The organism is Flavobacterium petrolei (assembly GCF_003314435.2).
Taxonomy (GTDB): Bacteria; Bacteroidota; Bacteroidia; order Flavobacteriales; family Flavobacteriaceae; genus Flavobacterium; species Flavobacterium petrolei.
In genome coordinates this window covers 782086-805955 of record NZ_QNVY02000001.1, presented here as the reverse complement: position 1 = coordinate 805955, position 23870 = coordinate 782086, and the positions used below count along the sequence as shown (strand labels likewise).

The following is a 23870-nucleotide window of genomic DNA, read 5'->3' as shown; positions in this document are numbered from 1 at the left end:
ATTTTTATGAGCGAGGATTTCATAATTCATAACTCATAATTCATAATTCAAAAAAATGTCAAGAGACACACAACTTAAAGAACGCTGGGAACAGCTTGTCAATATACTTTCCAAGCAATTTTCGCAAGGTGAAGATTTAGATTTAGACGCCATTATTTATTTAATCGGGGTGCAGGAACTGGGAAAAGTCCATAATGAGTTTAAAAAAGACGAAAAATTAAACCTGATGCACATCGCAATTTGCCGTTTATTAGAGCCGTATGGTTTTTATGAATTCGAATTTTTTGATGAAGACGGATGGCCACATTATAAAGTAAAAGAGGAATTACCACCGCTAAAAGCTGGAGAACAATCGGTTTTGATGAAAGAAGCAATAGTGAATTACTTCTTGGAACGAGAGGTAATAAAATAGCTAATTTAAACAACATTGTTAGTTTTAAATGTAATACAACAAACTTGAAACTTTAAATGTGAAACTTGGAACAAATTTCTTAAATTTGCACTCTCAATTACGGAATGAAAATGATAGATAAGATAAAAGAATATATTGGCGAAGCACAGGCTTTTTCAACGCAAAATACAGCAGAATTAGAAACTTTCCGAATTAAATTTTTAGGAAGCAAAGGACTTTTGAAAGAGCTTTTCGCTGAATTTAAAAATGTTCCTAACGACCAAAAAAAGGAATTCGGACAGGTAATAAACCTGCTTAAAACTTCTGCCGAAGAAAAAGTAAAATCCATTCAGGAAGCTCTAGAAAGTAAAGAAGAAAGTAAAGGGTTTTATGGGGATTTGACCCGTTCTGCGGAACCAATGATTATTGGCTCTCGTCACCCTATTTCATTGGTTAAAAACCAAATTATAGATATCTTTTCTACCATAGGTTTCAATGTTTCCGAAGGTCCGGAAATTGAAGATGACTGGCATAATTTCACTGCATTGAACTTACCGGAATACCACCCTGCACGTGATATGCAAGACACGTTTTTTATTCAGACCAATCCTGATATTTTATTGCGTACACACACTTCATCGGTACAAGTGCGGTATATGGAAAATAATAAACCGCCAATCCGTACCATTTCTCCGGGACGCGTATTTCGTAATGAGGCTGTTTCCTCCCGTTCACACTGTATTTTCCACCAAGTGGAAGGATTGTACATTGATAAAGACGTTTCTTTTGCCGACTTAAAGCAAACGCTTTTGTATTTCACCAAAGAGATGTTTGGAAAATCAAAAATCCGTTTACGTCCGTCTTATTTCCCGTTTACAGAGCCAAGTGCTGAAATCGATATTTATTGGGGCTTAAAAACCGAAACTGATTATCGTATTACCAAAGGAACCGGTTGGTTAGAAATTGGTGGTTGCGGTATGGTAGATCCTAATGTATTAAAAAACTGTAACATCAGTCCGGAAGAATATACTGGTTTTGCGTTCGGAATGGGAATCGAAAGAATTGCCATGTTACTGTATCAAATCGGAGACATTCGTATGTTCTATGAAAATGACGTTCGTTTCTTGGAGCAATTCAAATCCTCAATTTAGTCAAAAGTTATAAAGTCATAAAGACGAAAGAAATTCCTGTTTTAGATTTTCCTCGACTTTATGATCTTTGACATTAAGAATAACTTATGAAAAAAGACATCATCATACCCGAAGTAGAAAACGTATTTTTTGCGGCAGTCCAAGAATGGAGTGACGATTTCATGGAAAAAGTTTGGTACGCTTATTTAGTCAATGATAGCGATTTCTTAATCGAAAGTGTTATGGTGGTTTCTAAAGCTTTTGGAACAATCGATGGCGAAATGAAAAAAACATCACTTTTGCGTCACGCTTTTGTTGCCGTTCCTGCAGTTTCTGTGGTGAAAGTTGAAATGATTGAAAAAAGTGTTCTAGCGCTCAACAATGAGTTCATGCTTACGTTTTTCATGGATGGAAAATTATACGATAAAAAGTTTATTTTCAAAGCAAATTCCATAAATGAAACGGAAGTTGAAGAAGTACCAATTTTATTTGTTGACGGCGTTATCGTGAGATAAGCTAGTATTACTTTCTCTTTTTATTTTCTTCTTACAACTAAAATAGCTGACCACAAATATCCCTGCAGCAACAAATAATAACATTCGGGATAGATTCTTTTTGGACAAAAACGCATCTTCAAAAGACATTTCGAAAAGGTCAAATCGAGTCGTGATGAAAGAAGCCATAAATCCCCAAATCGACCCACATTTAAGTTGAAATTTTCATTTTCCGCTTATAAAAGGATTTATGGGTTTTGTTGTTTAACTTTTGATTTCCAGGTAAAATAGCCCAAAACAAATATGCCGACCAATATATAAGCGGCTGCGCGAATATAAAAATTTGGCGTAGCAACCTGTTCCGAAAAAGGGATTTCTTTGATATCAAACAATACATTGAAAACCGTCATAAATACACCCCAAATCCCGCCAGTTTTAACCTGGTATTTCCATCTTTCGCTCATGAAGTGATTGTGTTTAGTTGTTATTTGAAGCTGAATTAATCCAGTTTATCAGTCAGTTTTTTAAAAACAGCTTTAGCTTCCTGACCTTCGTATAAAATACTGTAAACAGCATCAATAATTGGCGTTTTGGCACCATACGCCTGATTGAGTTTATAAGCGCTTTTTGCGGCATAATATCCCTCGGCAACCATACTCATTTCCATCATTGCTGATTTCACAGTGTAACCTTTACCAATCATATTTCCGAACATTCTGTTTCTGGAGAATATAGAATAACCCGTAACCAATAAATCGCCTAAGTAGGCAGAATCATTGATGTTTCTTTTCATTTTGTGGACTTTTTTGATGAATTTCTTCATCTCACGAATTCCGTTACTCATTAATACTGATTGGAAATTATCGCCATAACCAAGACCATGAGCCATTCCTGCTGCAATTGCATAAATGTTCTTTAGCATCGCTGCGTATTCCGTTCCAATAATGTCGTCTGTAATTTTAGTTTTGATGTAATTTCCAGATAGATTTTTAGCTACGGCTTTAGCTTTGTCTGGATCGCCACACGCAATGGTAAGGTAAGAAAGACGCTCCATTGCTACCTCTTCTGCATGGCAAGGGCCAGTAATCACACCAATATTGTAATAAGGAATGTCATATTTTACATGGAAATGTTCGCCTACAATTAAGCTTGTTTCTGGAACAATACCTTTAATTGCTGAGAAAATGATTTTATCTTTTAGAGAAACGGTCAATTTTGCTAATTCACCATCCAAAAAAGCAGATGGAATAGCAAAAATTATGTAATCTGCATACGCAACAGCTTCATTGATGTCGCTAGTAAGTTTCAGTTTATTGATGTCGAATTCTACAGAACTCAAATAGTTTGGATTGTGTTTGTATGCTTTAATGTGTTCAATAGCAGCTTCATTACGCATATACCATGAAATCTCGGTAAGATTTACACATAACATTTTTGCTATCGCTGTCGCCCAACTTCCACCACCTATTACTGCGAATTTTATATTTTCAGCCATTTTTTTATTGTATTTAATCAAAAGTACTTAAAAAACCATCAATTAAGCAAATTAAATTATGTCCAGAAACATACTGTTAGTCTGGGTTTATGGAGTTGTTATCTTAATTTTTTATAATTAAAACATGTATTTTTGATTTTACACACAATATAATTATATTGTTTTCGTTATTAATGTTTATTGTTTAGAAAATTAACAAAAAATGCGGATTGAATTAGTTAGTTATATTTTAGAATTTTAAAAGGCGTTCCCAAAAATGAGAACGCCTTTTTATTTAAACCAAGGTAATCGGTATTAAGTTATTTTAATTAATAACTCATTTCGACGATAGATTTCACCTTTTCTAAAGTGATATTTTGTTTTTCGCCTAACCCTAACCAACCTCTTTCTTTAAAACGATCTACTATAAAATCAGCTGTTTTATCATAATCTTTGGTATAATCAGATAATTTAGTGTCCATTCCCATCGTGTGGAAAAATTCAACAGTTTTGTTGATGGCTTCGTTTGCGATTTCATCCTCAGTTCCAGTTAAATTGAAAATACGTTTTCCGTATTGTGCCAATTTTCCTTTTTTGGTTTCAAACATTACTCGGTATAAATTTGGACCCACAACTGCCAATGTTCTGGCATGATCAATTCCATATAAAGCTGTTAATTCGTGCCCAATCATGTGTGTTGCCCAATCCGAAGGAACTCCTTTTTGGATTAATCCATTAAGCGCCATCGTACAACTCCACATAAAGTTAGATGCTAAAGCGTAATCTTTTGGATTTTCAACAACTTCTGGACCTACTTGAATCAAAGTTTGTAAAATACCTTCGGCAATTCTATCTTGAAGATATCCTTCGTGCGGATACGTTAAGTATTGTTCTAAAACATGGGTGTAAGCATCTACAACTCCGTTTTGCAATTGTCTTTTTGGCAAAGATTCAATTACGGTTGGATCGCATATAGAAAATTTTGGAAACAATGCGCTACCACCAAAGGATAATTTTTCCTGCGTAGATTGAATAGTGACAACTCCGCCAGAATTCATTTCACTTCCTGTTGCCGGTAAAGTCAATATAGTTCCAAAAGGAATAATTTTAGATACATCTTTAGTTAATACTCGTTTTTGAAGAATATCAATAGGGTTTCCGTCAAAGTTTACAGCTGCAGAAATGAATTTTACTCCATCGATTACAGAACCTCCACCAACGGCAAGGATAAAATCTATGTTTTGTTCCTTGATAATCGCAACGGCTTTCATTAATGTTTCAAAATGTGGATTTGGTTCAATTCCTGCAAATTCTACGATTTCAAACGCTTTTAGATTATTGATTACCTGCTCGTGAATTCCATTTTTGAAAATACTTCCACCGCCATACGCCAAAAGGATTTTTGCTCCTTGTGGCACTAACGTGGATAGTTTTTCAATTTGTCCTTTTCCAAAAACTAAATTGGTAGGATTGTATAATTCGAAATTTAACATCTTCTTATTTTTTTGAATTCAATTGGTTTAATAATTTTTCCGCAACTAGTTTCGACGAAGCTGGATTTTGACCAGTAATCAAAAGACCATCTTCTACAGCATACGGCTGCCAATCCCCAATTTTTGAATAAGTTGCACCATTAGCCTGCAACGCATCTTCTAGTAAAAATGGCACTACATTCGTTAATCCCACCGCTTCTTCTTCGGTATTTGAAAATCCGGTTACTTTTTTACCTTTAACTAAAAATTCCCCATTTACTTTTACGTTTTTCAACACTGCTGGTGAATGACATACAAACGCAACAGGCTTATTATTCGTGTAAAAAGATTCAATTAAAGCACTTGAAGTTGAATCCGTTGCCAAATCCCACAATGGACCATGACCTCCAGGATAAAATACAGCATCATAATCAGCTTGTTTAACATCAGCCAGTTTGTGTGTTTTACTTAGTTTAGCTTGTAGCTCGGTATCTTTATCAAATCTTTTAGTGTCTTCAGTTGCTGAAGATGGATCTGAACTTTTTGGGTCTATTGGTGGCTGTCCTCCCAGGGGCGATGCAATATCAATGAACACACCTTTATCTGCTAACTCATAATAAGGAGCAGCAAATTCTTCAATCCAAAATCCTGTTTTTTCTCCTGTGTTCCCTAATTCACTATGACTAGTTAGAACGAATAATACTTTTTTCATACCTTTTTTATTTTGTGCAGTTGCTGTAATACAACTTGCGGTTAATGCTATAATGGCAAATAATGCTATTTTTTTCATCTTTAATTTTATTTGTACAAATTTAAGGCGAATATGTTATTAGTAAAAATAATTTAAATTATGTTTGTGATAAATATATTTATATCATGGTCAATCTAGAATGGTATCGAACGTTTAAATCGGTTTATAAAAACGGTAATTTTTCATTGGCTGCCAAAGAATTATTTATCAGTCAACCTGCTGTTAGTCAGCAAATGTCCATGTTGGAAGCCCATGTAGGATATAAACTTTTCAATCGAAAGTCTAAAGGAGTCGAACCAACGGATTACGCTAAGTTACTCAATAATTTAATCATTGAAGCATTGGACCGATTGGAAAATGTGGAAAATGGTTTTCGTGCCAAAGCGTTCAATGCCAATCGATTAATTTCCATTGGGATTTCAAAGCATCTGATGCGAAGTTTGGGAAGCGTTTTGGTTTCCAAATTTGATTTTATCGATTTTAGCTTTCATGAAAATGATGCGCTTTTTGAATTGGTTGATTCTAAAAAACTTGATTTTGCAGTCGTCACCAAACAATATGACACTTTTGACACCATTCAGAAAAAGGTTGGCGAAATTAAACAAGTGATTGTAGGTTCTAACAGTATCGATGCTTCCGAGCTGAAATCTAGTATTAAAACAAAGGATTTCTCTGCAACGGAACAGTGGTTAAACGACCAAAAATGGTTCAGCCACAATGCGCAAATTCCACATATCAAATTATTTTGGTTGCATGTTTTTAATAAAAAAAGACCTTCGATGATTCCTAATTATATCATTCCATCCGAATATGAAATGCTGGAAATAATTTCCCAAAACACCGGAATAGCGGTTGTTTGGGATTGCAATGCGAGAAGTTTAATCGAAGAAAATAAAATCCAATTATTGTGGAACAGTAAGCAAATGCCAAGTACAGAAGTCTTCGTCTTATCCGGTAAAAACGATAATTTGAGTATGATTTTTGAAAATATTCAATTGGAATTGAAAAAGGTTTTGGGATAGTTACTTTTTATAAAAATTATTGTGATCAATGTATTCCCAAACTTTTGCAGCCAATAACGGCTGCACATTTTTCCCGTTCTTGATATTGTCCCGAATAAATGTAGACGATATCTCAACAACGGGAGCATCAATCATGTGAATTTTTGTCGCGAATTTTTGTAAAATTTTTAAATCCAAATTGTCCGAGTCGGTTGAAATTGCTTCTTCAGCAGAACCTTTGGTCTCGAGTCTTGGATAAACATAAATATCATGGTTTTCGAGAATCACTTCGTAGTTTTTCCATTTGTGCAAAGATTTTAAATTGTCTTCGCCCATGATTAATGAGAACTCGTATTTTGGATATTTTTCTTCTAAATGAACTAACGTATTCACGGTATAATTTGGCTGGGACAATTTGAACTCAATATCCGAAGGTTTTATTTTGGGAAAATCCTCGGTGGCAAGATGCACCATTTGCAGTCTATGGTAATCATCTAGTAAAGTACTTTTTTTCTTCAAAGGATTGTGTGGCGTAACCACCATCCAGATTTGGTCTAAATCAGAATGTTCCGCCATGTGATTGGCAATGATGAGATGCCCAACATGAATGGGATTAAACGTTCCAAAATAAAGACCTATTTTCATTGACTTAGTGACTAGTGATTAGTAAAAAGTAATTAGTTTTTGAGGGTTTTTGAGAAAGCATTAATCATTTTGGATTCTTCCTCAATTTGACTTAAGATTTCTGTATACAAAGTCTTACTTGTTATAAAACCAAGTTCATTAGCAATTAGTAACTGAGTTTCAATTTCAAATAATGAGCCTCTTGAAATATCTAAAAAATGGCTGAATGATTTATCCGTATTTCTTCCATAGCCTTCAGCAATATTCGAAGGAATAGATACTGAAGCTCTTTTTATCTGACTTGATAGAGCATATAATTCTTCTTGAGGAAATGATTTTACTAATTGATAAACTAAACAGACTATTTTAATCCCTTTTTGCCAAATCAATAAATCTTTGTATGATTTTATCTCACCCATTTTTAAGCTAATTACTAGTAACTTTTTACTAATTACTATTTTTTCACATAATTCTTTACCAATTGATACGCTTCTTCAAGAGCTATAGGCAAATCGTAGTTTTTTATAATCACATCAAATTGTGGTGCTGTTGCCAGTTCTACAGAGGCTTTAGCGATACGCATGTTGATTTTGTCATCACTTTCGGTAGAGCGTTCCTTTAGTCGTCTTTTTAGTTCATCCACGCTTGGAGGTTTCACGAAAACAGCTAAAGTTTCTTCTGGGAATTTATGTTTGATGCGCAATCCGCCGGATACATCAATATCAAAAATCACATTTTTTCCTTTGGCCCAAATACGTTCCACTTCACTTTTTAGCGTTCCGTAGAAATTATCGCGATAGACTTCTTCCCATTCCAGAAAGTCTTCGTTTTTGATGTGTTTTTTAAATTCTTCGGTAGACATGAAATAATAATCTTTTCCACTTACTTCTTCGCCTCTTGGTGCGCGGGAAGCTGCGGAAATAGAAAATTCAAGATTCAAATCTTCTTTGCTTAATAAATGTCTAACGATAGTAGTTTTCCCTGATCCCGAAGGTGCTGAGAATACGATTAATTTTCCTCCTGTGCTCATTTTATGCTGAATTTATTTCAGTATCTGTTTATGTTTTCCTGCAAGGTTTTATAAACCTTGTAGGTATGTTGTAAAATTAATAAACCTGCAAAATTATATAACTTTGCAGGTTAATAATTACAATACGTTTAATACTTGTTCTTTAATTTTTTCCAATTCGTCTTTCATCTGAACGACTAATTTTTGCATTTGTGCGTGATTGGATTTAGAACCCATCGTATTGATTTCACGTCCCATTTCTTGGGTGATGAAACCTAATTTTCTACCGTTAGCTTCGGTTCCGTTGATGGTTTCCAGGAAATAATCCAGGTGATTCGTCAAACGTACTTTTTCTTCGGTGATGTCTAATTTCTCTAAATAATAAATCAATTCTTGCTCGAAACGATTTTCATCTACATTCACTTTTAATTCTGAGATTGCAGTTTGTAAACGGTCTTTTATTGCCTGAACGCGTTCTGGATCAAGTGCCAAAGCTTCGGTCATGTATTGACGAATATTGCCAATTCGCAATTGAAATTCTTTTTCAAGAGACATTCCTTCATCTTTTCTAAAATTCAGGATGTTTTGCAACGCTTCTTCGATAACGGTTTGGATTTGTACCCAGTCGTTTTCATCGATTTCATCGCGTTCTATTTTCATGGTGTCCGGCATGCGAATTGCCATTTTCATTAGTTCGGTTTCATCAGCATCAGCATATACTTCTCTCAATTGGTTGATGTATGCTTTTACAATCGGCACGTTCACTTTAGTAGAAGTTTGTTCCGCGGTACTTTCGATAAAAATAGAAAAATCTACTTTTCCTCTTTCCAGTTTTAGTGCAATTTGGTTGCGTAAACCCAATTCCATTTCGCGGTACAGCGAAGGCATTCTCACATTCAAATCCAAACCTTTACTGTTTAAAGATTTTACTTCGACCGTGATTTTTTTGGTTGATAATTGCAAAGTCGCTTTACCAAAACCTGTCATTGATTGTATCATATAGTTGTATAAAAGAGGTCAAAGATAATAAAAAAGTGGTCAGCGGTCATTTTTTCAGCTTTTCACAGGAATTTAAAAAATTATTCTTTAAATCTTACATATTTTGTAACAACTCCACTTGAATATTTTATGAACATTATATCATTTTTAAAGCTAACTTTCCCAGTAAATGTATAGTCAGAATAGTAGATTTTTATAACATTATTATTAAAAGTGTATTTGTAAGTTGCAAAATCATCAACATAATAAATTGTTTTGTCTTTTATTTCAAATGTTGCATTTTCAGTTGATTTATCAGTCCAAATACCTATAATAGGATTTTTGTCTTTTTGTTGAAAAGATAAAAGAAATAAAACTGAAATTAATAGTAATGTTACTCTAATTTTCATCCTTGTTCTTTTTCTGTGTTACCAAATAAACGCCGACAAATATCAAAACTGCCGAACCAATTTTCACCAAACTCAATTCGTCTTTGCCCAGGCTTATCGCAAAAATAGTGGCGAATAGCGGTTGTAAATAAATAAAAACGGCTACCGTAGTTGGTTTTAATTCTTTCATCGAAAGCAAATTCAGCAAATACGTCAGGAAAGTCGAAAAAATCACGACAAATCCTATTTTCCAGCAAATATCCACGGGGACTAAAGCCCATTCAACAGTTTGAAATTGGCGCCAGCCAAAAGGCAAAACCATAATAAAACCGAATAAATAAATCCATTTTACAAACGTAAAGGCATTGTATTTGTCCATTAATTTCTTGACGATAATCAGGTAAAATCCATAGGAAATGGCGTTGACCAAAACCAGAAAATTTCCCAAACCGGCATTTGTGGCACTGCCAATGGATTTTCCGTACAGAATAAGAAAAGCAGTTCCTATCAGACCAAGGATAATCCCAAAAACCATTCGTTTTTGCATGCGTTCCTTCATTATAATGGCTGAAAGCGTCAAAACAATCATGGGTGTCGAAACCATAATTACTGCTGCGCTAATAGGAGAAGTAAGGCTTAATCCTTTGAAAAATGTAAGCATATTAAACGCCACACCAAAGAAAGCAGCCGCAATTATTCTAGGGAAATCAGTGAATGCAATTTTTTCCTTTGGCATAAAAAGCCAAACTAGCCAAAACAATAGCACCGAACCGCCTACGCGTAACAAGATGAAACCATAGGCGTCAATATACAACGGCATGACGTCTTTGGCGATGGTAAACGTGACACCGTAAATTATGGAAACAATTGTGGCGCCAATTAGTGCAAGATTTCTTTTGGACATTATACCAAAGCTTTCATTACCTGCAACATATTTTGTTGGGTATTGCCAATATAAATTTTGTCTTTTATAATAAAAACGGGACGACTCAAAAAGGTGTAATGTTCCAAAATGTACTTTTTGTAATCGTCTTCGGTCAAAGATTTATTTTTTAAATCCATCGATTTGTACAACTGTGCTTTTTTGCTGAAAAGTGCTTCGTAACTGCCGGAAAGCTCACGCATTTTTTCTAATTCGGCAACAGTAATTGGATCTTGTTTGATGTCGTGAAATTTAAAATCATGTTCTTTCGGTAATGATTTTATAATTTTTCTGCAGGTGTCGCAAGAAGCGAGATAGTATATTATGTCCATGTAAATAGCGATTTCTTTGTGCAAAGAAAATTCATTTGACACGGAAAATGATTATTTTTATCAAAAAAATAAAAAATGAATCAATTATTCGACGTCAGCACTACAAGCAGAAATATGGTTTCAAAATTTCTATCGGGATACAATCTGGACCAACTCAACACGATTCCGGAAGGATTTAGCAATAATTTGATTTGGAACATCGGTCACATTATCGTCTCACAACAACTATTAGTTTACAAACTTTCTGGTTTGCCAATGATGGTTTCTGATGAATTAGTCGAGAAATACAAAAAGGGAACCAAGCCGGAACACATCGTGACTCAAGCCGAAGTGGACGAAATCAAATCGTTATTGTTTGAAACTATACAACAAACCAAAGTGGATTATGACTATCAAATTTTCAAAAACTACATGGAATATACCACATCAACAGGCAATCACGTTTTACGAAATGCCGAGGATGCCATGGCTTTCAGTAATTTCCATGAAGGGCTTCACATTGGGATTATGATGAGTATTAGAAAGTTTATTTAGGATTTATACCTATAAATATTGGGAGCTTAATCCCGCTATTCGCTCCTATCTTTTCCTTTTTAAAGAAAAAAGGAAAAGGATATCCGCTTCTATCGGGGCTAGCGAATCGTTAAAAAACACTATTTGGTCTTTAAAAAATGTAGCATTTTTTAAAGACCATTTATTATTTAACCGCCAAATAATCATTCACTTCAGTGTACGGTAATAATAATTCTTTTGGTCCGTCAGCATACGATGCAGCTTCGTAGGAATTATAATAAAGCAACAATCCTTTATCGGTGTAAAATATATTTTGGGGTAACTGGAATTTCTCTTTCTCAAACATCAATCCGGTTGCATTGATGGATTTGTTTGAAGGGATTTTATATTTTGCCCTGAATTTTTTTTCGGCGAAAGCCTTAAAAGCTGCTTTATCATTGAATAATTCATCATTCGAGATTGATTTTCCGGTGTTTGGGTCAAAAAGCAGGGAGCGCAATCCTTGGTATCCGTGAGCACCACCAGTATAGGTGTAATGTTTGATTTCAATATTCAATACAGCATCGGATTGGTATTTTACATTTCCTTCAATGTCAGCTTCCCAACCAAATTTATCATTGGGAAATTCTTTCTGAAGTTTCTCGTAGGAATCAATAAAGGAAGCTAGTAAACCATTATAATCAGTTGCTGTATAAGGCTTTTCGCCAAAATAAATAATCTCTTTCATTACTGAAAATACTTTTTTATTAATGCTATCCGCTACAACCGGGACGGCATTTGCAACGGGTATTTTCACACTAATAGATGGACAATTTTCTTTGCAGGGCATTGTTGTTTTTTTCTGAAAAGATTCCTCTTCAAAAACCAATTCATTGGAACATTGCGCAGCCGAAAAAAGCAGTAAAGTGTAAATAATAAAGTGTTTCATCTCAAAATTGTTAATTAAATACAAAGGTATCAACTTGTGGCTTGGTTAAAATAAATTAAAGGGTAAATTTGTGAAACAATTTTGCATTAAAAATTCAACTTATGAAATTCAATACTAAAGTCATTCACGGTGGACAGCACCACGATCCAAGCACAGGAGCAGTTATGCCTCCGGTATATCAAACCTCAACTTTTGTACAAACGAGTCCTGGGCAACCTATAAATCCAGATTATGAATACAGTAGAGCTGCAAATCCTACCCGAAGCGCGCTTGAAAACGCTTTGGCAAGTATTGAAAATGGAACAAGAGGATTGGCTTTTTCGTCAGGATTAGCGGCTACAGACTGTGTTTTGCGTTCTTTTAAATCTGGGGATGAAATCATTGCGATGGACGATTTATACGGCGGAACCTACAGAATGTTTACCCGTATTTATAAAGATTCCGGGATAAAATTCCATTTTGTGGATATGAATGACATCGAAAAATTTAAGTCATTAATCAATGAAAATACAAAACTGGTTTGGGTAGAAACACCAACAAACCCTTTGATGAAACTAGCCGATATTCAAGAAATCGCAAAAATCACTAAAGAAAAGAAAATTCTTTTTGCGGTTGATAATACTTTTGCAACTCCTTATTTGCAAAAACCATTGGATTTAGGAGCTGATATTGTTATGCATTCGGCGACTAAATATTTGGGAGGCCATTCTGATGTTATTGCCGGGGCTTTGATTGTAAAAGATGAAGCGTTGGGAGAACAATTGCATTTTCAACAATTTGCGACAGGAGCAACATTGGGACCAATGGATAGTTTCTTAGTGCTGAGAGGAATTAAAACCTTGCATTTGCGCGTGGAAAGACATTGTGAAAATGGAGGAAAAGTGGTGGAGTTTTTGAACAGTCATCCAAAAGTGAAAACGGTTTATTATCCGGGATTACCAAGCCATCCGTATCACGAAATTGCCAAAAAACAAATGAGTGGTTTTGGTGGAATGGTTTCATTTACTTTTGTTTCGGGCAAAAAAGAAGATGCAATTGACTTTCTGGAGAAATTAAAAGTTTTCACACTGGCTGAATCTTTAGGCGGAGTAGAGTCATTAGCAAATCATCCTGCTCTGATGACGCATGCTTCCATTCCGGAAGACAAGCGCAAGGAAGTTGGAATTACAGATGATTTGGTTCGATTAAGCGTAGGTATTGAAGATGCTGAAGATTTAATAGAAGATTTGAAACAAGCATTGGCATAACTGAATATCTTAAATAAAAAAAGCTTCAATACTATCCCGACACTTCGGATTAAAATTGGAGCTTTTGCTTTTTATATCAATTGTTTAAATACTATTATAAGTAATAAATATAGCCCACATTAAACCAAACCAACCAGTCGTTTGCTTTATTCTCTTTGTAAATCTCCGGATTAGGATTTAAACCATCTACCCAGTTCGAAAAGAAATATTGAAATCTTAAGTCGACCATTAAATCCGATATAGGTGTTAATTTATAACGGGTTCCTACACTGGAAACAACGGACCAAACGGTACCGCTCTCCGTTGAAAATCCATAAGGACGACCGTCTGTTGGAGTTAGATATTTTGGAAACGTTGTCAAAGGAGTTCCTAACGGACCCAAAGTGGAGGAGGCTTCGGCATTGTAATAGCTAAATTGTCCGCCAAGACTGATAAATGGACCTAAGCTACCTGTTCTTGCTGTGAAATCACGAATGCTCCACGGAGAAAATTCCAGTTGCATGCCAAGATTAGTTATTGCAGTGCTCCCAGTCATTGCTTTCAATTGCTCTTTTCCTAGCGAAGGTTTTCCTTCAACATATTCTCCAAAATGCTCTAATTTAGTTTTATTGTAAGATAGTTCAGATCGAAGTTTGAAGTGGTCATTAAAATAAGTCCTCGAAGTATAATTATAATCGGAATCATAAGTAAAATTTAGGTAATGAATAAGACCAATCCCAATTCCAGTGTTTCCGGCATTTGTAGAAAAATCATATCGTTCACCATAATCCGACTGAAAAGCTATTGGCCCGGCAATGATTCCAACCTCATGCGAAAACCCGTCGAATTGTGCATTTGAACTGTTAGAAAACCCAATAAAAATTAGTAAAAGTGGTATTATTTGTTTGATCATTAGGGTATAAAATTTTCAAATCCTTACAAATATATAAAAACATCATTCATTTTTTTAAATAAACTAAAATTAAAAATAAGCAGACAAATTCTTATTTACTTACGAAAGTGGTAGTCTTTAGGTTTAAAAGTGTCTATCTTAAACATAATTGTTTGTGAATGGATAATAAAAAGATAATTCTATTGATAAATTCAAAAAACTGAGTCCGAATATTTTTATAAAATGTATCTTTGTAAATTATAACGAAATCGTTTTCTTAATTAATTATTTATAATCTATGTTACTAAAAATAAATGATTTTATGGCTCAAGTTGAAGCCAAGAATCCAAATGAACCTGAATTTATTCAAGCTGTTAGGGAATTTGCAGAAACTGTAATTCCATTTATTGCAGAGCAAAAAAAATACGATGGTAAAAATTTGCTTCTTCGAATAGCTGAACCGGAGCGTTCGATTATATTTCGTGTTCCTTGGGTTGATGATTTAGGAGAAATTCAGGTAAATAGAGGTTTCAGAATTCAAATGAATTCAGCAATTGGACCTTACAAAGGTGGAATCCGTTTTCATCATACTGTAAATTTATCCGTGCTTAAATTTTTAGCATTCGAACAAGTATTCAAAAACAGTTTAACCACTTTGCCAATGGGCGGAGGAAAAGGAGGATCTGATTTTGATCCACAAGGAAAATCTGATGGTGAAGTAATGCGTTTCTGTCAGTCTTTCATGACTGAATTGTGCAGACACATCGGGCCACAATTAGACGTTCCTGCAGGAGATATTGGTGTTGGTGCAAGAGAAATTGGTTATTTATTTGGTCAATACAAAAGAATCAAAAACGAATTTACTGGAGTCCTAACTGGAAAAGGATTGGCTTACGGAGGATCATTGATCAGACCAGAAGCTACGGGTTACGGAGTAGTTTATTTTGCGGAACAGATGTTGAAAACTATTGGTCAAAGTATTAATGGTAAAACAGTTTCTATTTCTGGATTTGGTAATGTTGCTTGGGGAGTTGCTTTGAAAGTAAATGATCTTGGTGGAAAAGTAGTTACTATTTCAGGTCCTGATGGTTATATTTATGACGAAGAAGGAATTTCTGGAGACAAAATTGACTTCATGCTTGAAATGAGAGCAAGAGGTGATAATAGAGCCGAAGCTTATTTAGAAAAATATCCAAAAGCTCAATTCCACAGAGGGAAAAGTGTTTGGGAAGTGAAAGTTGATGTGGCAATACCTTGTGCTACTCAAAATGAGTTGAACGAGGAAGATGCTAAAAAATTAATTGCAAACGGTGTTATTTGTGTAACAGAAGCAGCAAATATGCCATGTACATTAGAAGCAATCAAACAATTCTTGAAAGCTAAAGTTCTTTTTGCGCCAGGAAAAGCAGCAAATGCTGGTGGTGTAGCAGCGTCAGGATTAGAGATGACTCAAAACTCTATTCGTTTGAACTGGACAAGTGAAGAAGTAGATACAAGACTTAAGGAGATTATGGTTGGAATTCACAATCAATGTAAAAAATATGGTACAGACGAGGAAGGTTATGTGAACTACGTAAAAGGAGCAAACATTGCCGGATTTGTTAAAGTTGCTGATGCTATGCTGGCTCAAGGAGTGGTGTAAATCAGGTTAATTATAATTTAAAATGCCTTCTGCCGATGTTATTGGTCGAAGGCATTTTTTTTATGTAACAAAATGCTAAGACTTCCGTTTGTTCTATATTTGTAAACCAATAGTCATACAAATAATGAAAAAGAGCGTTTTATATTTTTTGCTTCTGCTTTGTGTACAAATGGGTTTTGCCCAAAGCGATTTGTCATGGCAGGGTTATTTCTCTTACAACGAAATTAAAGATGTCTCTGAAGCTGCAAACGCTGTTTTTGCCGCGTCAGAAAACGCATTATTTTCTAAAAACGTAACAACAAACCTAATCAAAACCACCAATACTATTGACGGACTTTCAGGGCAAACTATTTCATCTTTATACCACAGCACAACATTCAACAAAACAATTTTAGGATACGAAAACGGGCTGATATTGGTAATTAATCAGGCAGATGGAACCATATTGAATGTGGTCGATATCATCAATAAACAACTGCCCGCAAATTTAAAAAAAATCAATCACTTCATGGAATTTGAAGGTATTGCTTATGTTTCTTGCGATTTTGGAATCGTCCAATTTAATATAGCGACCATGCTTTTTGGGGATACCTATTTTATAGGTGATAATGGAGCCGAAATTATTGTGAATCAAACCACAGTTTTTAATGGGTTTATTTATGCCGCCACCAATAATGGAATTAGAAGAGCTGCAATTGCTAATGAAAACCGTATCGATTTTAATCAATGGACAACGGTTGCTGCTGGAAACTGGTCTGGAATAACCGCTTTCGGGACTGATTTGTATGCTGTGGATAGTTTTGGTAATGTTCAAAAGCTTTCTACCACATCAAGTTCTTTTACAGGATTTACTCAGCTTCCCCAGCGTTCAGTAGATCTGCGAGCAACGACAGATTATTTGATACTAACGACTTTGAATAGTATTTATATTTACAGCAATCAAATGGTTTTGGTGCGCCAAATAAATACGAATCAGATTCCGGAAAGTAATCTGGGTTTTACCTGCGCGACTATAATAGGAGATGCAGTTTTAATTGGAACAAAAGAAAACGGATTAATTACGACTTCACTTGCTTCGGCCGTAACCTTTGAAAATAGTACTCCTATCGGTCCGGCACGAAACAATATATTTTCGTTGCAGGTTACGCCAAATGTTCTTTGGGGGGTTTATGGAGATTATACCGCTGGTTACAATCCATATCCGCTAGACAGTTACGGTATCAGTAAATTTAACGAGAAAGGATGGCTGAATATTCCCTACGAGAAAGTTTTGGGAGCACAATCAATGACCAGAATTGCAATTAATCCAAGCAATGAAAACGAGGTTTATGCAAGTTCTTTTTTTTCGGGATTATTAAAAATAGAAAATGACGAACCTAAAATATTGTACAATCAAACCAATAGTGGTTTAGAATCTTTGACTTTTGTGGGTCCTGATTATGTAGATATACGGGTTAACGGATCGGCATTTGACAAATCTGGAAATCTTTGGGTTACCAACAGTCGTATAAAAAACGGATTGAAAGTATTGAAACCGGGTGGTCAATGGCAAAGTTATGCGATGGATAATATCTTAGATTCTGCTATTGACAATAATTTTGGAACAATGGCCATCGATAAAAATGGAACCAAATGGCTTTCTACCAGTGAAGATGGAGTGATTGGTTTTAATGAAACTAATAATAAATTCAAAAAAATAACATCAGGACCGGATACCGGGAATTTGCCAATTTCAAATGTGAGAGTGGTTGCGGTAGACACCAGAAATCAATTGTGGATAGGAACTACAAAAGGTTTACGGGTTTTGCCCAATGTCAGCAGTTTTCAGTCAGAGGAGCAAATGACGGCAAATCCGATAATTATTTTAGAAGATAACTTAGCGCAGGAATTATTGTTTGAACAATTTATCACTGATATTGCTGTCGATGGTGCCAATAATAAATGGATTGGCACGGCGGATTCCGGTTTGTTTTTGGTGTCGCCAAACGGCCAAGAAACCAAATATCATTTTACAATAAATAATTCACCGCTGCCCAGCAATGTTGTTAATGACGTCGATATCAATAGCGTTACGGGCGAAGTTTTTATCGCTACCGCCAAAGGTTTGGTTTCTTTCAAAGGAGTTTCGACTGCTGCCAATGATGATCTAAGCAATGCTTACGTGTATCCAAATCCTGTGCGTCCGGAGTACCAGGGAACCGTAAAAATTGCCGGATTATTGGATAGAGCGAATGTTAAAATTACTGATATCGGTGGTAATTTAGTTTATGAAACCACTTCTGAAGGCGGAACAATAGAATGGGATACGACTGCTTTTGGAAAATACAAAGTTGCTTCCGGTGTATATATGATTTTTATTTCGGCACAAGACGGAGTAGAAACCAAAGTTAAAAAAGTAATGATAATAAGGTAATTTGTTTTTGGTTTTGAGTTTGGTTTGTATTTACAATCTGAAACTTTAAACTTTAAACTTTAAACAAAAAAATTGTGCAAGTCAAAACCAAAGCCATCGTCCTTTCGTCATTAAAATTTCAGGAAAAAAGCTTGATTGTCAAATGCTTCACGTTGTCGCATGGTTTGAAATCGTATTTCGTTCGCGATGCTTTTTCGAGCCGAAAAGCGAATCAGAAAATCGCTTATTTTCAGCCGTTGACCATTCTCGAAATTGAAGCGGTTCATAAAAATAAAGGGACTTTAGAAAATTTCAAAGAGATAAAAATTGCAACTCCTTTTCATTCGATTCATTCGGATATTTATAAGAGTACGATTGTGATGTTCATTTCAGAAATGTTGCATCATTCTATTCACGAAGAAGAAACGAATGAGCATTTGTTTACCTTTCTGGAAACCGCTTTGCATTGGCTCGATAATCACGATGAAATTGCTAATTTTCATTTGATTCTATTATTAGAAACTACAAAATATTTGGGCTTTTATCCTGATACTTCGGATATGGACATGCCTTTTTTCGAAATGAACGAAGGTATTTTTACGGCTTTTCATGCTGTCAGTTCACTTACGGAGCATGAAAGTAATTTGTTTAAAAAACTGATTGACTTGAAATTCGATAACAATCAGAAAATATTCCATGTCATCGAAAGGCAAATCGTTTTGAAGATACTGATTGATTACTACAGTTTTCATTTGGATGGCTTTAAAAAACCAAAATCATTAGACGTATTGAAAGAAGTTTTTTCATAGGACAAAAAAAATTTATTCATAATTTAATTTTGTATTAAAAAGTAAAGTATATTTGTCTTTAAATCAAGTTTGTTTTTCTTTATGGAAAGTAAGCTTTAACCAATTAACTTTATGGAACCAAAAGCAAAACAAGAAGGAGAAATTGAAAAAATTAATAAGTTTACAGGTTACCAGTTGCCTAATAAATTTAAAATTGTCGGTTTGGTGTTATTTATTGCTTCGGTTTTATCAATTATTACGTCTCTTAAGCTCTATATGCTAGATGTAAAATACCACGAATTATTTGAAAGAATCGCTTTGTCGAGTTCGGTTATAGGATTACTAATAATTTCAATTTCAAGAGAGAAAATAGAAGATGAGTTAATTGGAAAAATCCGAATGCAATCCTATAATTATGCAGTAATAGTGACAGTATTAGTCTATTTAACATTACCATTTATTCACTTTACCATTGAGTCAATTTTGTCATCAATGCCTAAAATAGAAGGTAGTAAGGACGTTGCTGTTTTAGCACTTTTACTAACTATTCAAATCCTTACTTTCCGCAAGTTAAAAAAAGCGTACAATGAAGAATAGACTAAAAATAGAACGCGCCATTTTGAATATTACCCAAGAGGAATTAGCAGAAAGAATAGGTGTTTCCAGGCAAACGATAAATTCAATTGAAACCAATCGCTTTGTGCCATCAACAGTTCTGGCGTTAAAATTATCAAGGTTGTTTGGAAAACCAGTCAATGATTTTTTTGAGCTGGATGATGATGACAAATAAGGGTTAAATACTTCAAATTCCTAAGAAATTCTATTGAATACAAAGTCATTAAAAACAATTATACTTTACAAGATTCAGTAGGAATTAAAATTCAAAAAGCCAAAATCGCTTAACGTTTCAAAAGAAGTTTTTGCTTAAAATAGAATGTTGTCGGACTTATTATGATTTTTATCGAATTCTCTAATCAATTTTGTCTATTTTCTCTCATCTTTTCTTTCTTTTATTCAAAATTCCTTACTTTCGCACCTCGATTTAGAAAAGGATAAAATGAGCACAAAATTTACTGAATACAAAGGACTTGACTTACCAACTGTGGCGTCAGAAGTTCTGGATTTTTGGAAGAAAGAAAATATATTCGAGAAAAGCGTAACCACTCGTGAAGGAAACCCACCATTCGTGTTTTTTGAAGGGCCGCCTTCGGCAAATGGATTACCGGGAATTCACCACGTAATGGCGCGTGCAATTAAAGATATTTTTTGCAGATATAAAACTCAAAAAGGGTTCCAAGTAAAGCGTAAAGCAGGCTGGGACACCCACGGTTTACCTGTGGAATTAGGTACCGAAAAAGAATTAGGAATCACCAAAGAAGATATTGGAAAAACCATTTCCATCGAAGAATATAACGAAGCGTGTAAAAAAACCGTGATGCGTTATACGGATGTATGGAATGATTTGACTGAAAAAATGGGTTATTGGGTCGATATGGAAGATCCGTATGTGACGTACAAATCCAAATATATGGAAACGGTTTGGTGGATTTTGAAACAAATTTACAACAAGGATTTGATGTACAAAGGCTACACAATCCAACCGTATTCTCCAAAAGCAGGAACAGGATTATCGTCTCATGAAGTAAACCAACCGGGAAGTTATCGTGATGTAACTGACACAACAGTTGTAGCACAATTTAAAGTAATTGATGCACACAAAGAGTTGTTGTTCTCAAAGTTTTACGATTACATCAGTTCTAATAATTTACTGCATTATAAGTTAGAAGCGTTGGATTTAGACGAAATCTTTATTCTAGCTTGGACTACTACACCTTGGACATTGCCAAGTAATACGGCTTTAACTGTAGGTCCAAAAATCGAATACGCTTTAGTAAAAACATTCAATCAATATACGTTCCGTCCAGCAACATTGATTTTGGCTAAGAATTTAGTTGGAAAACAATTCGGGAAAGGATTCTTTGAAAGTAATGAACTTGCTGATTTTGAAAATTTCAAAGAAGGCGACAAGAAAATCCCATATCAGGTTTTGGCGGAATGCAAAGGAGCTGATTTAGTTGATATTCGTTATGAACAATTAATGCCTTTAGTACTTCCATATCAAAATGCTGAAAATGCTTTCAGAGTAATTTCAGGAGATTTTGTAACTACCGAAGATGGAACAGGAATTGTGCATACATCGCCTACTTTTGGTGCTGATGATGCAAAAGTAGCCAAAGAAGCTACGCCTGAAATTCCGCCGATGTTGGTTCTTGACGAAAATGGAACTCCGGTTCCGTTAGTAGATTTACAAGGAAAATTCACTTCGCACGTGGGAGAATATGCTGGTAAATATGTGAAAAATGAGTATTATAACGAAGGTGAAGCACCAGAACGTTCGGTAGACGTTGAAATCGCCATCCGATTAAAAGAAGAAAACAGAGCATTTAAAGTAGAGAAGTATGTTCACAGTTATCCACATTGCTGGAGAACGGACAAGCCAATTTTATATTATCCTTTGGATTCTTGGTTTATAAAAATTTCTGAAGTTAAAGACAGAATGTTTGACTTGAACGAAACCATCAACTGGAAGCCAAAAGCAACTGGAGAAGGACGTTTTGGAAATTGGTTGAAAAATGCCAATGACTGGAATTTATCCCGTTCAAGATTCTGGGGGATTCCGTTACCAATTTGGAGAACCGAGGACAAACAAGAAGAAATCTTAATAGGTTCTGTTGAAGAATTATACAACGAAATTGAAAAATCTATCGCTGCAGGTTTCCAAAAAGAAAATCCTTTCAAAGGTTTCGAAATTGGAAATATGGCGGAATCAAATTACGATTTAGTTGATTTGCATAAAAATGTAGTCGATGAAATCACGTTGGTTTCTGCTTCTGGCAAACCAATGACGCGTGAAGCGGACTTAATTGACGTTTGGTTTGATTCCGGTTCTATGCCGTATGCGCAATGGCATTATCCTTTTGAAAACAAAGATAAAATTGACGAAAATAAAGACTTTCCAGCGGATTTCATTGCAGAAGGAGTGGATCAGACTCGTGGTTGGTTTTATACGTTGCACGCCATTGGAACATTAGTTTTCGACAAAGTAGCTTATAAAAATGTAGTTTCAAACGGATTGGTTTTAGACAAAAACGGACAAAAAATGTCCAAACGTTTAGGAAATGCAGCAGATCCATTTGAAACATTAAAAGAATACGGTCCAGATGCGACGCGTTGGTATATGATATCGAATGCGAATCCTTGGGACAACTTGAAATTTGACTTAGAAGGAATTGCTGAGGTTCGCCGTAAATTCTTTGGAACTTTATACAACACGTATTCGTTCTTTAGTTTATACGCTAATATTGATGGTTTCAAATTTGAAGAAGCGGAGATTCCGTTAAACGAAAGACCGGAAATTGACCAATGGATCATGTCAGAATTGAATACTTTGATCAAAGAAGTAGATGGTTTTTATGCGGATTATGAGCCAACGAAAGCAGCTCGAGCGATTTCAGAATTTGTACAGGAAAACTTAAGTAACTGGTACGTTCGTTTGTGCAGAAGACGCTTCTGGAAAGGGGAATATGCGCAGGATAAAATCGCTGCTTATCAAACTTTATATACCTGTTTGTTGACCATAAGTAAACTGGGTGCGCCTATCGCTCCGTTCTTTATGGACAAACTTTACAGAGATTTAACTTTAGCAACACAGTCGGAAAAATATGACAGTGTACATTTGGCGGAGTTTCCAATTTCGGTTGACAACTATGTTAATAAAATGTTAGAGAGCAAAATGCAGAAAGCACAAACCATTTCATCATTGGTTTTATCACTCCGAAAAAAGGAAATGATAAAGGTGCGTCAACCCTTGCAGAAGGTAATGATTCCAGTACTTGACGACAATCAAAGGGCTGAAATTGAAGCTGTTTCCGACCTTATAAAAGCAGAGGTTAACGTGAAAGAAATCGTACTTTTGGATGATGCTTCCGGTGTTTTGGTGAAACAAATTAAGCCTAATTTTAAGGCACTCGGACCCCGTTTTGGGAAGGATATGGGATTGATTTCTAAGGAAATACAAGGGTTTTCAAAAGAACAAATCAGCCAATTGGACAAGGAAGGAAGTCTGAATATTGTTATTGCAGGAAATAACGTAATTTTAACTTTAGAAGATGTAGAAATTACATCACAGGATATTGAAGGTTGGTTGGTAGCCAACTCAAACGGAATAACGGTTGCACTGGATATTACAATTTCACCAGCATTAAAACAAGAAGGAATTGCCAGAGAATTAGTAAATAGAATTCAGAATATCCGTAAAGATTCCGGATTTGAAGTTACTGATAAAATTAAAGTTCAATTGAAGAGAAACGGAATTTTAGAAGAGGCTATTCTTGAAAATGAAGCGTATATAAAATCAGAAACATTAACCAGTGATTTGGTTTTTGTAGATGATTTAGAAAACGGAACAGAAATTGAATTTGACGATATAAAAACAATGATTTTAATTTCAAAATAATACAAA

At 35.0% G+C, this 23870-nt stretch carries 25 protein-coding genes; 12 read left to right on the top strand and 13 right to left on the bottom strand.

The genetic code is table 11. The features are described from left to right. The first annotated feature begins 55 nt into the window (after positions 1 to 55). From DR871_RS03545 to DR871_RS03535, 3 genes are all read left to right on the top strand, one after another. Entirely contained in the window at positions 56 to 412 is a 357-nt protein-coding gene (locus DR871_RS03545; RefSeq protein ID WP_113664829.1) for a hypothetical protein, read from the top strand. Between the two features lie 110 nt (positions 413 to 522). After that, the gene (gene pheS, locus DR871_RS03540; RefSeq protein ID WP_091166551.1) at positions 523 to 1542 is read left to right on the top strand and encodes a phenylalanine--tRNA ligase subunit alpha; all 1020 of its coding nucleotides are present in this window, start codon (positions 523 to 525) and stop codon (positions 1540 to 1542) included. An 86-nt stretch (positions 1543 to 1628) separates the two neighbouring features. Beyond that, positions 1629 to 2036 carry a hypothetical protein gene (locus DR871_RS03535; RefSeq protein WP_113664830.1) on the top strand — a complete coding sequence of 136 codons (408 nt, stop codon included), beginning with the start codon at positions 1629 to 1631 and terminating at the stop codon, positions 2034 to 2036. Between the two features lie 227 nt (positions 2037 to 2263). On the opposite strand, the gene DR871_RS03530 is transcribed toward DR871_RS03535, so the two are convergent. From DR871_RS03530 to DR871_RS03515, 4 genes are all read right to left on the bottom strand, one after another. Next, positions 2264 to 2479 (bottom strand): hypothetical protein, encoded by a 216-nt coding sequence (locus DR871_RS03530; protein ID WP_113664831.1) that lies wholly within the window; start codon positions 2477 to 2479, stop codon positions 2264 to 2266. Positions 2480 to 2514: 35 nt separating this feature from the next. Continuing rightward, complete coding sequence (locus DR871_RS03525; protein ID WP_113664832.1) at positions 2515 to 3510, bottom strand: NAD(P)H-dependent glycerol-3-phosphate dehydrogenase; 996 nt, start codon at positions 3508 to 3510, stop codon at positions 2515 to 2517. A gap of 308 nt (positions 3511 to 3818) precedes the next feature. Next, complete coding sequence (locus tag DR871_RS03520; protein ID WP_113664833.1) at positions 3819 to 4982, bottom strand: iron-containing alcohol dehydrogenase; 1164 nt, start codon at positions 4980 to 4982, stop codon at positions 3819 to 3821. 4 nt (positions 4983 to 4986) lie between these two features. Beyond that, positions 4987 to 5751 (bottom strand): type 1 glutamine amidotransferase domain-containing protein, encoded by a 765-nt coding sequence (locus tag DR871_RS03515; RefSeq protein WP_165355301.1) that lies wholly within the window; start codon positions 5749 to 5751, stop codon positions 4987 to 4989. Positions 5752 to 5837: 86 nt separating this feature from the next. Here DR871_RS03515 and DR871_RS03510 point away from each other — a divergent pair, with 86 nt between their 5' ends. Continuing rightward, positions 5838 to 6734: a LysR family transcriptional regulator gene (locus DR871_RS03510; protein WP_113664834.1), complete on the top strand. Its 897-nt coding sequence runs from the start codon at positions 5838 to 5840 to the stop codon at positions 6732 to 6734. On the opposite strand, the gene nadD is transcribed toward DR871_RS03510, so the two are convergent. The 7 genes from nadD to DR871_RS03475 form a co-directional block, all read right to left on the bottom strand. Then, positions 6735 to 7358, bottom strand: coding sequence for a nicotinate (nicotinamide) nucleotide adenylyltransferase (gene nadD, locus DR871_RS03505; RefSeq protein ID WP_113664835.1), 624 nt, complete (start codon positions 7356 to 7358; stop codon positions 6735 to 6737). Between the two features lie 32 nt (positions 7359 to 7390). Then, the gene (locus DR871_RS03500; protein WP_113664836.1) at positions 7391 to 7756 is read right to left on the bottom strand and encodes a four helix bundle protein; all 366 of its coding nucleotides are present in this window, start codon (positions 7754 to 7756) and stop codon (positions 7391 to 7393) included. Positions 7757 to 7791: 35 nt separating this feature from the next. Next, on the bottom strand, positions 7792 to 8367 hold the full coding sequence (gene gmk / locus DR871_RS03495) for a guanylate kinase (protein ID WP_113664837.1): 576 nt from the start codon (positions 8365 to 8367) through the stop codon (positions 7792 to 7794). 117 nt (positions 8368 to 8484) lie between these two features. Further along, the gene (locus DR871_RS03490; RefSeq protein ID WP_113664838.1) at positions 8485 to 9345 is read right to left on the bottom strand and encodes a YicC/YloC family endoribonuclease; all 861 of its coding nucleotides are present in this window, start codon (positions 9343 to 9345) and stop codon (positions 8485 to 8487) included. An 80-nt stretch (positions 9346 to 9425) separates the two neighbouring features. Further along, on the bottom strand, positions 9426 to 9734 hold the full coding sequence (locus DR871_RS03485; protein ID WP_113664839.1) for a hypothetical protein: 309 nt from the start codon (positions 9732 to 9734) through the stop codon (positions 9426 to 9428). After that, positions 9724 to 10617, bottom strand: a complete 894-nt coding sequence (locus DR871_RS03480; protein WP_113664840.1) for a DMT family transporter — start codon at positions 10615 to 10617, stop codon at positions 9724 to 9726. Before DR871_RS03480 ends, DR871_RS03485 begins: the two co-directional genes overlap by 11 nt. Next, the gene (locus DR871_RS03475; RefSeq protein WP_091166548.1) at positions 10617 to 10967 is read right to left on the bottom strand and encodes an arsenate reductase family protein; all 351 of its coding nucleotides are present in this window, start codon (positions 10965 to 10967) and stop codon (positions 10617 to 10619) included. The genes DR871_RS03480 and DR871_RS03475 overlap by 1 nt, the downstream gene beginning before the upstream one ends. 75 nt (positions 10968 to 11042) lie before the next feature. On the opposite strand from DR871_RS03475, the gene DR871_RS03470 reads away from it, so the two are divergent. Further along, positions 11043 to 11501 carry a DinB family protein gene (locus DR871_RS03470; protein WP_113664841.1) on the top strand — a complete coding sequence of 153 codons (459 nt, stop codon included), beginning with the start codon at positions 11043 to 11045 and terminating at the stop codon, positions 11499 to 11501. Positions 11502 to 11664: 163 nt separating this feature from the next. Here the strand turns inward: DR871_RS03470 and DR871_RS03465 are convergent, their stop codons facing one another. Beyond that, complete coding sequence (locus tag DR871_RS03465) at positions 11665 to 12408, bottom strand: DUF3298 and DUF4163 domain-containing protein (protein WP_113664842.1); 744 nt, start codon at positions 12406 to 12408, stop codon at positions 11665 to 11667. Between the two features lie 101 nt (positions 12409 to 12509). On the opposite strand from DR871_RS03465, the gene DR871_RS03460 reads away from it, so the two are divergent. Next, a complete protein-coding gene (locus tag DR871_RS03460; protein WP_113664843.1) occupies positions 12510 to 13655 on the top strand; it encodes a cystathionine gamma-synthase in 1146 nt (381 codons plus the stop codon). Between the two features lie 94 nt (positions 13656 to 13749). On the opposite strand, the gene DR871_RS03455 is transcribed toward DR871_RS03460, so the two are convergent. Next, positions 13750 to 14547, bottom strand: coding sequence for a THC0290_0291 family protein (locus DR871_RS03455; protein WP_113664844.1), 798 nt, complete (start codon positions 14545 to 14547; stop codon positions 13750 to 13752). Positions 14548 to 14824: 277 nt separating this feature from the next. On the opposite strand from DR871_RS03455, the gene gdhA reads away from it, so the two are divergent. The 6 genes from gdhA to ileS all read left to right on the top strand — a co-directional run bounded on the left by gdhA (position 14825) and on the right by ileS (position 23864). Continuing rightward, the gene (gene gdhA, locus DR871_RS03450) at positions 14825 to 16168 is read left to right on the top strand and encodes an NADP-specific glutamate dehydrogenase (protein ID WP_113664845.1); all 1344 of its coding nucleotides are present in this window, start codon (positions 14825 to 14827) and stop codon (positions 16166 to 16168) included. A 124-nt stretch (positions 16169 to 16292) separates the two neighbouring features. Then, the gene (gene porZ, locus DR871_RS03445) at positions 16293 to 18581 is read left to right on the top strand and encodes a type IX secretion system anionic LPS delivery protein PorZ (RefSeq protein ID WP_113664846.1); all 2289 of its coding nucleotides are present in this window, start codon (positions 16293 to 16295) and stop codon (positions 18579 to 18581) included. Between the two features lie 74 nt (positions 18582 to 18655). Then, the gene (gene recO, locus DR871_RS03440; protein WP_113664847.1) at positions 18656 to 19369 is read left to right on the top strand and encodes a DNA repair protein RecO; all 714 of its coding nucleotides are present in this window, start codon (positions 18656 to 18658) and stop codon (positions 19367 to 19369) included. Positions 19370 to 19480: 111 nt separating this feature from the next. Continuing rightward, positions 19481 to 19945, top strand: coding sequence for a hypothetical protein (locus DR871_RS03435; RefSeq protein WP_113664848.1), 465 nt, complete (start codon positions 19481 to 19483; stop codon positions 19943 to 19945). Continuing rightward, a complete protein-coding gene (locus DR871_RS03430; protein WP_113664849.1) occupies positions 19935 to 20138 on the top strand; it encodes a helix-turn-helix transcriptional regulator in 204 nt (67 codons plus the stop codon). The genes DR871_RS03435 and DR871_RS03430 overlap by 11 nt, the downstream gene beginning before the upstream one ends. A gap of 267 nt (positions 20139 to 20405) precedes the next feature. Further along, positions 20406 to 23864, top strand: coding sequence for an isoleucine--tRNA ligase (gene ileS, locus DR871_RS03425; RefSeq protein WP_113664850.1), 3459 nt, complete (start codon positions 20406 to 20408; stop codon positions 23862 to 23864). Positions 23865 to 23870: the final 6 nt, after the last annotated feature.